The organism is Saccharibacillus sp. JS10, from assembly GCF_024436065.1.
Lineage (GTDB): Bacteria > Bacillota > Bacilli > Paenibacillales > Paenibacillaceae > Saccharibacillus.
The window spans coordinates 134304-148210 of the sequence record NZ_JANFNS010000003.1 but is presented as its reverse complement, the minus strand read 5'-3'; the positions used below and the strand labels follow the sequence as shown (position 1 = coordinate 148210).

General features: G+C 48.2%; 13 protein-coding genes. 11 read left to right on the top strand and 2 right to left on the bottom strand.

Features of this window, described 5'->3' with window-relative positions:
- Nucleotides 1-33: 33 nt before the first annotated feature.
- From pgmB to NOM90_RS11130, 9 genes are all read left to right on the top strand, one after another.
- Nucleotides 34-3027: a beta-phosphoglucomutase gene (pgmB, locus tag NOM90_RS11165; protein ID WP_255942037.1), complete on the top strand. Its 2994-nt coding sequence runs from the start codon at nt 34-36 to the stop codon at nt 3025-3027.
- A gap of 141 nt (nt 3028-3168) precedes the next feature.
- Nucleotides 3169-3726 (top strand): sigma-70 family RNA polymerase sigma factor, encoded by a 558-nt coding sequence (locus NOM90_RS11160; RefSeq protein WP_255942036.1) that lies wholly within the window; start codon nt 3169-3171, stop codon nt 3724-3726.
- Entirely contained in the window at nt 3723-5117 is a 1395-nt protein-coding gene (locus tag NOM90_RS11155; RefSeq protein WP_255942035.1) for a hypothetical protein, read from the top strand. Before NOM90_RS11160 ends, NOM90_RS11155 begins: the two co-directional genes overlap by 4 nt.
- A 139-nt stretch (nt 5118-5256) precedes the next feature.
- Nucleotides 5257-5766: a sigma-70 family RNA polymerase sigma factor gene (locus tag NOM90_RS11150; RefSeq protein ID WP_370866597.1), complete on the top strand. Its 510-nt coding sequence runs from the start codon at nt 5257-5259 to the stop codon at nt 5764-5766.
- A 40-nt stretch (nt 5767-5806) separates the two neighbouring features.
- A complete protein-coding gene (locus NOM90_RS11145) occupies nt 5807-7270 on the top strand; it encodes a hypothetical protein (protein WP_255942034.1) in 1464 nt (487 codons plus the stop codon).
- Between the two features lie 170 nt (nt 7271-7440).
- Nucleotides 7441-7710, top strand: coding sequence for a sigma factor (locus tag NOM90_RS19240; RefSeq protein WP_305120993.1), 270 nt, complete (start codon nt 7441-7443; stop codon nt 7708-7710).
- The gene (locus NOM90_RS19235; RefSeq protein WP_305120992.1) at nt 7703-7969 is read left to right on the top strand and encodes an RNA polymerase sigma factor; all 267 of its coding nucleotides are present in this window, start codon (nt 7703-7705) and stop codon (nt 7967-7969) included. Before NOM90_RS19240 ends, NOM90_RS19235 begins: the two co-directional genes overlap by 8 nt.
- 24 nt (nt 7970-7993) lie before the next feature.
- The gene (locus NOM90_RS11135) at nt 7994-9454 is read left to right on the top strand and encodes a hypothetical protein (protein WP_255942033.1); all 1461 of its coding nucleotides are present in this window, start codon (nt 7994-7996) and stop codon (nt 9452-9454) included.
- A 45-nt stretch (nt 9455-9499) separates the two neighbouring features.
- A complete protein-coding gene (locus tag NOM90_RS11130) occupies nt 9500-9727 on the top strand; it encodes a hypothetical protein (RefSeq protein WP_255942032.1) in 228 nt (75 codons plus the stop codon).
- Nucleotides 9728-9760: 33 nt separating this feature from the next.
- Here NOM90_RS11130 and NOM90_RS11125 read toward each other — a convergent pair whose 3' ends face one another.
- Nucleotides 9761-10687, bottom strand: coding sequence for an ArsR/SmtB family transcription factor (locus NOM90_RS11125; protein ID WP_255942031.1), 927 nt, complete (start codon nt 10685-10687; stop codon nt 9761-9763).
- Between the two features lie 191 nt (nt 10688-10878).
- Between NOM90_RS11125 and NOM90_RS11120 the strand changes: the two genes are divergently transcribed.
- Both NOM90_RS11120 and NOM90_RS11115 read left to right on the top strand, forming a co-directional pair.
- Nucleotides 10879-11928 (top strand): lactonase family protein, encoded by a 1050-nt coding sequence (locus NOM90_RS11120; protein WP_255942029.1) that lies wholly within the window; start codon nt 10879-10881, stop codon nt 11926-11928.
- A 36-nt stretch (nt 11929-11964) separates the two neighbouring features.
- Entirely contained in the window at nt 11965-12420 is a 456-nt protein-coding gene (locus NOM90_RS11115; RefSeq protein ID WP_255942027.1) for a DUF4385 domain-containing protein, read from the top strand.
- 359 nt (nt 12421-12779) lie between these two features.
- On the opposite strand, the gene NOM90_RS11110 is transcribed toward NOM90_RS11115, so the two are convergent.
- A complete protein-coding gene (locus NOM90_RS11110; RefSeq protein ID WP_255942026.1) occupies nt 12780-13718 on the bottom strand; it encodes a hypothetical protein in 939 nt (312 codons plus the stop codon).
- Nucleotides 13719-13907 lie beyond the last annotated feature (189 nt).

The window sequence follows — 13907 nt, the reverse complement described above, 5'->3', positions numbered from 1 at the left end:
AAAGTCATAGACCAAGCAATAGGAGGATACGAGATGAAGCATTTATCCGATGGGCCGATCTATGCCTATGAACCGTGGACGGTGACCGAGCATACGCTGGATACGGAGCAAAATTTACGAGACGAAACGATATTCGCTGTAGCCAACGGGTATATCGGTATTCGTGCGAATTTTGAAGAAGGGTATTATGGCCCTCTTGGAACGTCACTTCGAGGAACCTATATCAATGGATTTTACGAATCCGCTCCAATCGTATATGGCGAAGAAACGTATGGTTCTGCGCGAGATCGCGAAACGATGCTGAATGTAGCGGACGCCCAAATTATCCGTATTTGGCTAGAAGATGAACCGGTGCATATGTTCCAAGGAACGTTATTCGGGTATTGGCGTCAACTGGATATGCGAAAAGGAATTGTGACGCGTACGATTCAGTGGCGTTCGCTTGAAGGTCGGGAAGTTGAAATTACATTCGAACGGATGGCATCGCTAGATGATCCGCATCTGCTGCTGTTCCGTTGTACGGTTAAGCCAATGAATTTTGACGGCAAAATTCGGTTTGAATCCGAGATCGACGGTAATGTAGTTAACCAATCGTCGTCAGGAGATCCGCGTTCCGGTTCGTCATTCTCCGGTCCGGTATTATCGACACTTGAGATGCGCGAAGATAAAACGTATATGGGCATTATGCAGCGCACGCGGGTGACAGGATTCCATGTGTCTTGTGCAGCCGAACATAAATTAACAGGCGCTGATTATGAGCTGGAAACCGATTCTTCAAGCGGTCGAGTCGAAAAGCGGTTTACCGTATCGGCACAATCCGGCGAAGAAGTGGTATTGGAAAAGTATGTCGTCTATAACGCTTCGGAAGAACCGAAAACAGGCGATCTCTGGAGAGAAGGAATTCGTCAGTTGGACGAAGCTTGGGAACGTGGCTTTGACAGCTATGCGGTCGTGCAGGAAGGGATTCTTGACGAATTTTGGCTGTCTGCGGACATTATCGTCGAAGGCGATGATGCCCTTCAGCAAGGTTTGCGTTTTAGCGCATACCACATGTTCCAATCGGTTGGTCGAGACGGACGTACCAATATGGCGGCAAAAGGACTAACCGGCGAAGGGTACGAAGGGCATTATTTCTGGGATACCGAAATGTATGTATTGCCTTTCTTCTTATATACCGAACCGGAAATTGCGCGCAAATTGCTGGATTACCGGTATTATATTTTGCCGGAAGCGCGTAAACGTGCCGAAGAATTGAACTTCAAAGGCGCACTATTCCCGTGGCGTACGATCAGCGGCGAAGAAACTTCTGCGTATTTCCCTGCCGGAACAGCGCAAATTCATATCAATGCCGATATTGCTCATGCCATCAAAATTTATAACGAAGCTGTTAACGATGTGGATTATAAATACGGCGAAGGGCTTGAGATTCTAATTGAAACAAGCCGATTCTTCGCAGGTTACGGAAGCTTTATCCCGGGGCGCGGCTTCTGCATCAACGGCGTAACAGGCCCTGACGAGTATACCGCTCTTGTGAACAACAATGCGTATACGAACGTCATGGTACAAGATCAGTTCGAATACACCGTCAAATTGATGGAAGAAATGAAAGAAATGCACGAAGGTCGCTGCGAGGAGTTATGCGACCGTCTGCAAGTGAGCGACGCGGAGATCGGATCATGGCGCAAAATGGCAGAAGAAATGTTTATCTACCGCGAGCAAGGCATGATCGGGCAAGATGATAGTTTCTTGCACAAAGCACCTTGGGATTTTGCCAATACGCCAAAAGATAAATACCCGCTGCTGCTGCATTATCATCCAATGGATATCTATCGCCATCAAGTATTGAAGCAAGCCGATCTGGTGTTAGCGTTCCACGTGCAACCGGATCGATTCAAACGAGCGGAGAAAGCACGTGCGTATCTCTATTACGAAGGATTAACGACGCATGATTCTTCGTTGTCCGCTTGCGTACATTCGATGGTCGCATCGGAACTTGGTTATATGGATCAAGCTTACGAATTCTTTATGGAAACGGCGCGTCTGGACTTGGACGACACGCATGGCAACGTCAAAGACGGGATTCATGCCGCTGCAATGGCGGGTAGCCGTCTGGCAATCGTGCATGGCTTTGCCGGAATGAAGCAAGACCCGGACAAGCTCAGCTTCCGCCCTGTATTGCCGAGTCAATGGGAACGCTGCGGATTTTCGCTGAAATGGCAAGGACGACGGCTATATATTAGTATGTCGGCAGAATCGACGACGTACCGGATTCTTGAAGGCGATCCAGTCAAAATCGAACACTTCGGCGTTGTTGCGGATTTGGAAACCGAACTGACATTGCCGAACCGAGTATTGGGCGCGGTCTTGTTCGATCTGGACGGCGTAATTACCGATACTGCCGAACTTCATTATCAAGCGTGGAAAGAACTTGCGGACGAGCTGAATATCCCATTCGACCGCGAATATAATGAAAAGCTCAAAGGCGTCGATCGTATGGCTTCGTTGAAGCTCATTTTGCAAAACGGGGATCGTCAATTCACTCAAGACGAACTGATGAAGCTTGCCGATCAAAAAAACGAGCGGTACAAAGAATTGCTTCAGACGCTCACACCAGACGCGTTGTTGCCGGGCGTGCGTAAGCTGCTTAAGTCGCTACGCCGCGACGGGATTTTGACCGCTTTGGCTTCGGCAAGTCGCAATGCGCCGACCGTCTTGGATCGTCTTGGCGTGACGGATCTGTTCGATTACGTCGCAGATGCAGGTGCTGTCGATCTGCAAAAGCCGGATGCCGAGATTTTCTTGAACGCTGCCGAAGGCGTCGGCGTACATCCACTGCGTTGTATCGGGATTGAAGACGCCGAAGCGGGCGTCATTTCGATTCACCGCGCCGGAATGCCGGCAGTCGGAATTGGCACCGAAGAAACGTTGCCGGATGCCGATCACCATGTATCGTCACCTGCGGATTTAAACCCGGCATTGCTACGGGAATGGATGGAAGAGTTCCCAAAGCGCGAGCTTAAAGGATAATACGCATTCGATCAAATTTAGCCGCAACATGTATCCTATAGAGGAGCATGTTGCGGCTTTTTTGTTTTTTTACAACTAAAATGAAACTTTATATAGCAAATTGCCCGTCATAGCCACGAAGGTTATTAAGGGGGGAAGCAGGTGGCAGAAACGTTGGATTGGGAAAAGACAGAGCAGCGGGTCTGTGAAGGCGAAGAAGAACTGTTTTTCGAACGGATTGACCGGCAAAGCGGCAAGCTGTATCGAATCGCCTACAGTTATTTACGAAGTAACGCGGATGCGCTAGAAATCTTGCAAGAAGTTTCGTATCGCGCTTGGCGTAAACGGGCATCGCTCAAAGACGAGAAATTATTTGATTCATGGATCATCCGTATTTTGATTAATTGTTGCATGGACGAACTTCGAAGACGCAAAAGAGTGATTCCGGTGGAGCATATTCGCGAAGATCAGATCGGTTCTTCAATCTCGCAAATGCAAAGTAACGACCATTTGGATCTGCAAGCCGCGCTGGAACGGATGCCGAAAAAATATAAACATATTTTGATCTTGCGTTTTTATCACGATATGACGCTTGCCGAGATTGCAGAAATTCTAGGAAAGTCCGAGAGTACGGTAAAAAGCCGACTGTACCGAAGTCTGAAACAAATGCGAATCAAACTCGAAGCCGACCAGAACGGTAAAGGGGGTACACGGAAATGAATGATCGGATGGAACGCCTGATGCGGCAAGAAGCGGAAAGCCTTCGAAAGCAACAAGCTATGCCTTCTGCGGCGCAGCGTAGCGCAGCAATCAGACGAGGGATACAGCGGGCAAGCGGAGAACGAAGAATCCGTAAAGGCTGGATGTACGGAGGGGCGGTAGCGGCTATGGTCGCCGTTGTCACGTTGTTTTGGCTTGGAAGCGATCAGTTGCAGGGGGTAGTCGATCACGGCAAAGGGAATCAAGCGGCAGAGTCGAATGTAGCGGTAGCGAAACCTTGGGCGCCTTTTAGCCAATTACTGAGTCAAGAAGGTGTACTGAATAGTGCGATGCAGCGCGGTTTAATCGAACAAGTAGATACGCCGGCGCAGCAAAAAAATTCTTCGATTCAAATCAAAGGCGTGATTCGCGATAGTCAGAGTTTAACGGTATTGTATACGCGCGAAGACGCTCGTTTTACGGAAATGCAATTATTGGATCAAGAAAATGGTCAGATTCTTGCGTCCAGTACCGGGGTCACTGAACTCAATCTAGACGACAGCCGTGAAACATACGGGTATGCTACGTTCTATTTTAAGGGCGAAACAAGCAGTAAATTGCAAAATTTCGACTTGAAAGCGATAGAAGGTCATAGAGAACTATCGGATAGCGAAGACTTGCGTAAATACTCCCAAATCTCGTTTCGCGCAAATCCAATCGATACAGATACGGGGGAGCATGAAGTCGTATTCCAACAACCTAAAAAGTTGACCGTATCTGGGCAGACGGTGCAGATTCATAAGCTATTGTTTACTCCGTTATCCGTTTATGTAAATTTGGACGAAGACGCTAGCAACACCGGGAAAATATCCAGTCTAGCCTTTCCTTATTTACAGTTGAATCATAGCGACCGAGCCTTGAAGCTCCAAGAACTGGATCTGACGCAGTCCGCGGATTGGAATATGAGATTTACAAACGAAAAAGGAATCATCGATCCCGATCAGATTGTATTAGGAGTCGAAGGTGTTCAATATGTGCCCAAAGAAAGCGCGCATATTGTGATCGATACGGATGCAAATAAGATTGTTGAAGCTCCTAACGAAAACTTCAAAGTAGACGTTAAATCGATAAAGTCCGGTATTCAGCAAATTGAACTGTATTATCCAAGTAAACAAGACGATTTCGGCGAATCCAGTTCGCTCAGTTTGCTTCAGACCTTTACCGATAACGAAGGTAAGCCTTATACCACAACCGATCTTAACGGCACGGTACAAGAGACGAGGGGCGAAGGAAAAGAAAATAAACTTACCTTTTATATTCAAAAAGGTGATTACCCTCAGCCTCTATCTTTTGAAATCGAAGATTATGTGCAAGGCGTCAAAGACGAACAAGAAATCACTTTAAAGCCTTGATTACAAATCGCTGGAGCCTAGGGCTCCAGCTTTTTTTGTTTATTTTTCCAAAAACGAAAACCGTTTGCTACTGAAGTGCCGTCTATAGTACATAATCGATTAGATCAACAGACACGCGTGGAAGTAGGAGGGGTTGCAGGTGGACACACCTATGGAATTCAAGCAAGAAGGCGCACATGCAGCAGCTGGAAGCGAAGAACTATTTATCGAAAAGATCGCGCAGCATCGGCAAAAATTATACGGAATCGCATTCAGTTATCTTCATAACGAAGCGGATGCGCTGGAAGTCATTCAAGAAGCATCATGCAAAGCTTGGGTCAAAAGAAAATCGTTAAAAGAGGATGCGGCATTTTTACCCTGGATGATTCGGATTCTGATTAACTGCTGCATGGACGAACTTCGAAGACGCAAAAGGGTCGTACCGTCAGACAAAGCCGGAGAAGATCAGCAAGTGGAGATGGTCAGCTCGCATCGGATCGATCTGGAGAGGACGATCGCAAAGCTGAGCGCGAAGTATCGTCACGTCGTGATTTTGAAATATTACCATGATCTGACGATAGCGGATATTGCCAAAGTCATGAATAAACCGGAAGGCACTGTCAAAACGTGGCTGCACAAAGCACTTAAGCAGATGCGGCAATGGTTGTAACGAAAATCCATATCAATCACAGGCACAGGAGGAATCAAATATGGAAGACCGTCATATTCAACAACTTTTCCAAAAAGAAGCCACTCGTGAAGAGAAAACTCGGACATCAGTAAGCGATGCGGCATTGATGCGCGCGATTCGCGTAGGCGTGAATCAGGGACAATCCGTATCTCGCAAACGAATTTATCGTTACGGCGGTGCGGGAGTAGCAAGTCTTGCGCTCGCGACAGGCGTATTTATCGCGACAGATGGCGGTCAAAATCTAGTTCGCGCGGCAATCGTGGCGGCACCTACGCCACAAACCCAGCCTCGCGTAACTGGCAAATGGGGCGAATACGAAATTTTTCGTCCTAGCGTGACAGGCGACCAGGTATTGAGACATGCGCTGGACAAAAAAGAAGTGGAACCGCTTGACGTTAGAGTCGAACAAGACGGATTTACGTTGGATTTGTACGGCGTCGTGCGAGACAGCCAGAAACTCACGCTGCTGTATGAAATCAGCGGAGAAGACGTTCGTTCCACTGCAATCAGTATAGGCGTACTCAAAAACGAATCGGGCAAGCAGATCGGGTCTCAAGAATATCGCAAAGACTACTTTATCGATGGCAGTCTATACGGTTACGCGACATTCGAATTGGATTCAAGCGAGACGAAAAATCTGGAATCTTTCAAATTAGAGGCACCCTTGTACAGCCGCACGCTAAATCCCGGTTATGATAAAGGTAGTAAAGAGCTTGCCGTTCTAGAAGCTGACGTGAAAGTCGACCCGAATGGTTCAAAAGGCGAGTTGAATCTGGCTGCCGGGCAGACGTTGACCGTAGACGGACAAATGCTGCATGTCGAACAAGCGCTGATTACTCCGAACCGAGGATATATCGTATTGGTTCCTGACGAAAAAAACACCAAAAACATCTCGAGATTAGTTGCACCTAAGCTGATGATAACCAAAGACGGCGAAACCGTTGAATTCAAAAGCGGTCTCGGCGCTGCCGGAGGCGTGATTGAACATCTGACGGAAGATTCAGTACGTTTCAAATTCACCTTCAATACGTCGCTACCAAGAAACCCTGATTCTGTTGTATTCAGCGTAGACGGAATCGAAGCATTGGATCGCGAAGAACAGAAGCTGATCGTAAACACGGAAACGTCAAAAGTGCTGCAAGCACCGGATGACGACATAACGGTCAATGTAAGTCCAAGCTCGGAAGGGTATGAAGTCGCACAATTCCATTATCCGATCGATGCAAGCAGATATATCGAAAATAGCGACTGGCCTTCTACTTTGTTCTTGGGACGTACATTTACAGATGCAAAGGGTACCGAGTACCCGACTTCCATGTTTATGGATGAAAATGGAGGTTCTGAAACAAAAATATTCCCATCCAGTAAGTCCACGATTTCGACTTATGAATACAAAAAAATGGATTACGCGCAGCCGCTGACGTTCAAAATTTTGTCGTACAACAAAGAAGTGCTTGATCATCAAGAGTTGAAGCTAAAATAAACAATAGAGTTGCAAAATGTATCATAAAGACGGTTTTTTTTCATCTTCATTGATGGAAAGGGTCGTCTTTTTTTTTTTTGGTTTCTAACTTTTTTCAAAAAAATCAATCGTTTCTGTAAGATACCGCGTCTTATACACATCGGCTCAAGCAGCCACAGCAGGAGGGGATTATGGAAAAGATGGCGTCCTATATCAAACACACAGACAAAGAACATACGACGACCGAAGAAGAACACTTTTTTCAGATCATTACGTCCAAACATCAAAAATTATATGCGATCGCGTTCAGTTATTTGCGCAGTGAAGCCGACGCGCTCGAAACTGTGCAAGAAGCAACTTGCCGCGCTTGGATCAAGCGCAAAAAATTGAAGAATTCAGACGTATTCAGACGTATTCGAAAGTTGGCTGATCCGTATTGTAATCAACTGCTGCATGGATGAGTTAAGGCGTCGCAAGCGCTCTTTTCCAACTTCCGAATTTCCAGAACGCAGCATCGGTATAGGCGAGATGCAAAGTCATAATCGGATAGATTTGGAGCGAGCTTTTGACAAAATGAAGCCGAAATATCGCCACGCTATCATGTTGAAATATTATCAAGGCATAACCGCTAGCGAGATCGCTCAAATTTTACGCAAGCCAGAAGGTACGATCAAGACATGGCTACGCGAAGGGCTGAAGCAACTTAAAAATTTTGTATAAGTCAGTTTTGAGGAGGAATCCAAGATGACCGATCATCAAGAGCGCCAATTGCTAAGTGACGCTGAACAAACGGAGCAAGCTGCGCGTCATATCGATCAAACTAAGCTCAACGAAGCGGTGCGCCAAGGAATGACCAAAGGCAAAAAGCGTGCGAAGCAACGCCGAACCTTCTATCAAGCAGGCATTGTGACAGCGGCAGCCGCGACCGTGATTGCGTTGTCCGCTTCGCTTATGCCGGGAGCGCAAGATGCACCGATTTCAAATCCGATTACTGCTGGGATAAAGTCGAACCTTCCGATAAAACCATCACCTACGCCGGCAAAACCGGGCTATTTATCAATCGACGATTATCGTTCTGTAGGCATGGACATTCATTTTTTCGAAGGAATCAAAAAAGGTTATTTCCAATCTATCGATGCCAAGCAAGAAAAAGACAGTTACACCCTTACTTTAAAAGGAGCGGCGATGGATAATCGCAAACTTTATCTAGTTGCTGAATTACGTAACGATAGCGATCAAGAGGTGCGATTGAAAAACCCGTGGATCGATTTTGGAAAGCAAGCTCCAACGTCTTGGGTGAGTAGCAATGCAGACGTCGTACGTCCCGGCGAGCAAAAATATTTCTTTATCGAAAACAAACTGCAATCGGACGTGAATTACCCGAATCAAGCGGTGTTCAGCGCCAATGTCGAACTTCATGAAGATCCATTTAGCGGAGTTAATCTGCCTCAGACTGAATTTGAAATTCCGGTTCAATTTAATTCGCAAGACCTGCTGAATCAAGTGGAAACGTTGAAAGTGGATAAGGAACTGGTGATAGACGGTCAGCGGATTGAAGTGCAGCAAGTTCAACTTTCGCCGCTCGGTACGTATGTCGATTATCGATACGCCGATCAGAATAGCCAGCGGATTTTTGATTTGGATACACCGGAGCTGAAAGTGAACGGGTCAGGTCAAACGAAAATTCCTAGATCCGCTCAAACCCATATTCCTGTGTTTTTGCAAAAAGACGAATCAAGTGACGGACAACGGAGTTTGATTTTCGATGCGCTTGCCGAACGATCAAAGCCGGATTCGATTATTTTTTCGATCGATGGAATCGCAACATTAGACAAAGAAAAGCTGAATATGGTCGTTGATACAGAGAAGGGCGAAATTTTATCTGGTGGAGATGGAAGCGTAAATATATCGGTAGATGCTTCGCAAAAAACGTTCACGCTGGAACAAGATGTAGGCGAGTATGCGGAAGGAGACCCTTTGAACACGTCTCCGATGATGTTCGAAGATACATTCGTTGACGCCAAAGGAATATCGCATCAGTGGAAAGGGTTCGAACGTATAGAAACGATAACTAAGAATAACCGCTTGATCGTGAAAAGAACGTTGAGTTTGAGTGACGGAGACATCGCGCAACCGATTACCTTGACGATCAATAATTACGGCAAGGTTTATAAAGAATATGCCGAAATCGAATGGAAGCCGTAACTTCGCTGTGCTATAGTAGGGAAAATTATAAATCGGAGGGGAACGATGACTTATTCGCAGCGAGGAAATGCGGGAGCCGGAACTTCGTCGAGTATTGCCTATTTGGAGCACCGGATCGAAGAATTGACGGAACGTGCCGGTCTGTTGTTAGCAGAAATCGAATCCGAGACGGAAGTTTCGGGAGAACGATTGACCGAGCTTCAGGCGGAACTTCACGAAGTGAAAATCGAACTGTCGAATGTAGAAAACGAGCTTGCCGCGTATGAAGACTGACGCGGCAAGCTCCTTTTTTGCTAAATATCTCTCTTATTCTACATCCGGCTTTACGGCATCCCGATAATATAATCGAAACAAAATATCTTGATTGTAGTTGCCGAATCCGCTTCCGAATAAGGTCATGCCGCCGACATGCCTAGCGTCGCTGCGTACGCCTATTCGCAGTTTCCATTCTTTGCTGGAAGGCGAAATTTGATCGAGCGTAACGGAAGATAGCGGCGTACCGTCCATAAAGGTACCGCTGCGATTGATCTTTAGTCGTTTCAGCAAGCCGTATTGGTTAATATCGTTAGGCCACCAACCAGGGGTCAGATTGCCGCGTCTTTTGCCGTAATCGCCGGGGCTTGTCCATGTCCCCAATTCGATCCCGTTCAAATGAAACGTAATATCGGACGGCCATTCTTCGTTGACGCCAGGAGCCTCGGACGAGATTTCCATCGAAATCTCAAGTTCATCCGGCGTTTGCGTCGACAACAAAAAATTAGGCGCCCGATATTCGACAAAGCCTTGCCCGAACCACAATATTGCAGCGTTCACCCGTTCCGGCGACAAAAAGAACCGGGGATCATCGAATTGTCCGATCATTTTGTCTGTGGTAGCAAGCCCGCAGGTCGGATGCACTTCCCAATCGGTAAAATGTCCAATCGGCAGATTGATCGGATGCACACGCCGAGGATCGCTTCCCGCTTTTGGCAAGATGATTTCGATCCGGTCTTCTGCTAGCGAACAGACTTTGCGTGCGCCGCCGCGCCCGGAAATCCGTTCCGTCCGAATCAGACCGGCGACTTCCAGCTTGCGGACGTGCATCGTCATGATTGCACTGCTCAAATTCGAAGCTTCTGCCAACTCGCGTACGTTCATCGGACGATCGGCAAGTAGCGATAGCAAGTTCAGACGGACTTTGCTGGCAAGCGCTTCGTACACCGGCAGCGATTGTTCGGTAATGTCGAGTTCCATAGCTTCCTCCCCGTTCCACTGTTTTTCATGCTTCTTCTCATCAGTATATAATGCCTAGCTAGCAAAAGCATTACTGCGATAAATTCCAAATGAATTTGTAAGCGTTCGTTTCACATCTAATCGTTCTTGTTAATAAGAAACATATACCAACTGTGGCAATTAAACAGCTAGAAGATAAAGGAGAATGAAAAATGACGGCACAGCACGAGCACCACTTTTATGTAGGCACCTATGCTTCGGATCAAGAAGATAGCTTGTTCCACGGTGTACTTGATAGCAGTAGCGGCGAAATGCGAATGATTGCGGGAGTAGCCGGCATTGAAAATCCTTCTTATCTGACGATTGCGCCAGACGGTAAAAACTTGTATGCCGTAAGCGAAAAAGAAGATGGAGAAGTGTTTGCGTACGTAATCAACGCCGATACGAAACAACTGCATCTTAACGACCGTCAATCGTCGGAAGGTTCTTCGCCTTGTTATGTGCACGCGACATCCGATGGCAAAGTGCTGCTAGTTGCCAATTACGGAGGTTGCGTCGTATCTTTTGCGATTTGCGAACATGGAACCTTGGATCAAGCTAGCCGTGTTAAACATAGCGGATCGGGACCGCATCCGCAAAGGCAAGATCGTGCACATCCCCATGCGTTCGTGCCTTCGCCAGATAGTCGATTTTATTTCGCGACAGATTTGGGAACCGATCGGATCGTTCGATATACGTATGAAGAAGGACGCTTATTCAAACAAGACGATACGGAACTTCCGGCAGGTACCGGGCCTAGAACGCTTGTGTTCCATCCGACTCTGAATGTTGCTTACGTTTCTGGAGAACTCGACAACACCGTTACAACGTTGGCGTATGACCGTCTAAGCGGGCGGCTCAAAGTGCTGCAACGCAGCTTTGTGCTTCCTTATGAGGACGCCAAAAACCCGGCAAATACCTCAGCTCATGTCGCGGTGTCGCCTTGCGGGCGTTATGTGTATGTATCGAGTCGAGGAGACGACAGTATCGCTCTATTTAAAATGGATTCAAGTACGGGCGAGCTATTCTTTGTCGAAAAAGTTTCATCCGGCGGTCATGTCCCAAGACATTTTGCATGGGTAGGCGACATGCTGCTCGTTGCTAACCAAGAAAGTGGAAACGTGACCTCGTTTAAAGTGAATGAGGCAGACGGCAAATTGACGCCGACCGGTTTTTCTTTGGAAGTTCCGAATCCGGTGTGTGTTCAGCCTTATTTGGATTAAGTCTGTCGATTTTTTGATTTCAAGGAGGGATTCGTAATGAAAGCATTCGACTACGATCTGGATTATAAAAATTTGGATCTCCGAAAACATCCCGAGTTGTATCGAATTGGACGCGGCGAGCAAGGCGTATTGCTGGTCGAGCCGTACAAAGGCGAAATTTTGCCGCATTGGCGCTTCAAAACCCCGGAGATCGCGACCGAGTCTTCGGAAAAGATCTACGACATGTTTTTGGAATACAAAAAACAAAATGATTTTATCGGCATGGATATGGCGCGGAAATTTATCCAGATGGGTTATACGCGGGCGCGTCGGTATACGAATTATAAAGGCGGACGCAAATATAAAGAAAACGGGACGCTTTCGATTAATAAAGGCGATCCGGAAAAAGCGAAGTCGGCGGAGATTTTTAAGAAGGTATTGGAGAAGGCGAAGACGGACGAAGATTATTTGAGGATGAAGGAGGAGCATCGGGCGCGGTACGAGGAGGGTTGAATAAACTGGGGGGAGTGTGCGTTTTGGCGGCGGGCGCTGTGGATGGGATTCGTTAGCGTATGCTTACGATGTGCCTTTCTTCGAAAGTCTTTAGGTCGCTTGTTGAAAGCAGGAAAATTTGATTGGAAATTTAATTTGTATTTTCCCGATTTCAAAGGCGAACACTATCGTTCCTACACTGAATCCCACCCACTGCTTCCTTACAGTCGAACGTGAAGTGGGTTTATTTAAACATAAGGCGGGGCATCGGTGTAGGATGCTCCGCCTTTTTTGTGTGAAGAAGGTAGGTAGAAGATCAAAGATGCAAGGCAAGGGATTAGAGATAAAGTGCAAGAAATGAAAAGCCGCGATGGATGTAATCATCGCGGGGATAGCGCTGTTTTAGCCTCGGGGTGAGAGGCTAGGGAATCGGCGGTGCGGGAACTGCGCGGAGTAGAAGGCGCAGCTTGCAGGTCTTGGGTTTCGGAGCTGTGCGCCGAAACTTGGGTGTTGGCATCGGCGGGTTGTGCCGATGCTGGGCTAAGCTGCGGCGAATGCCCGGCGTACGGGCGTTCGCGCCGCTTGGAAGCGGCGGGGCGCAGGGCGGCGAAGCCTGCCGCCGCGAGAATGAGCTGCGCCGCGAGCAGCCACGGCGCGGCTTCAAGCCCGAGCGCCGGGTTCAGTAGCGCCGGAGCCGCGGCAAGCAGCGGCAAAACGCGCCGCATGATCGGACGTTCGGCGCGGTAGCCCGGCTCCAGCAGCCGTGCGGCGAGCAAAGCCGCAAGCAGCCACGAAGTCAGGCGTAGCAGCGGCAAGGTCTGGGAGCCGCCGAACTCCGGCTCCTGGGCGAACTGCCATCCGGCGGCGCTTGCCGCGGCAAGCAGCGCCGGAATCAGCGCCGGCTTGAGCAAGCGGAGAAATCCGCTGCCCCAAGACGGGCGTTCTTCATGCTCGAGCAGCAGAGCCAGCTCGTGGCGCGTGCGGTCCAGTTCGCGGTGCAGCGCCGCATGCAGCAGCGGCAACCGATCGGCGTCTTCGCCGTGCAAGTAGAGCGCCAATTGCCCGTCCACATCGGATGCAAAACCTTGCATCCCGTGGCAACGCAGCAGACGCTCGCGCAGTCTGCTCTCAAGCTCCGGCGACGGGGTTGCCGCCGGAGCGATCACTTCGTCCAGCGCAGCCGCCGCCGAACTCAGCGCTTCGAGCGCAGCGCGCAGTCTTCGCTCGCGGTTTGTGGCGCGCCGCTCCAGCGAACGGCGCGCTTGTTCATAAATCCATATCGTAAAGGCAGCTATCGCCAGCCATATGTACATTTCCATATTGATTCGCCTTCCTCTCGCACATCGCTTCAAACCTGTCTTACCCACTATTACACAAGCGTGCGGTACCTTCAAGCTTCCTTTTGTTCTTCCATAGACAAAAAGGTTCGCTACGCGTACAATTCGCTTCGCAGGGGAAGCCAACTCTTCTCCGAAAACGGGTATAGGAATCATAGGGAAAAGAAGTTT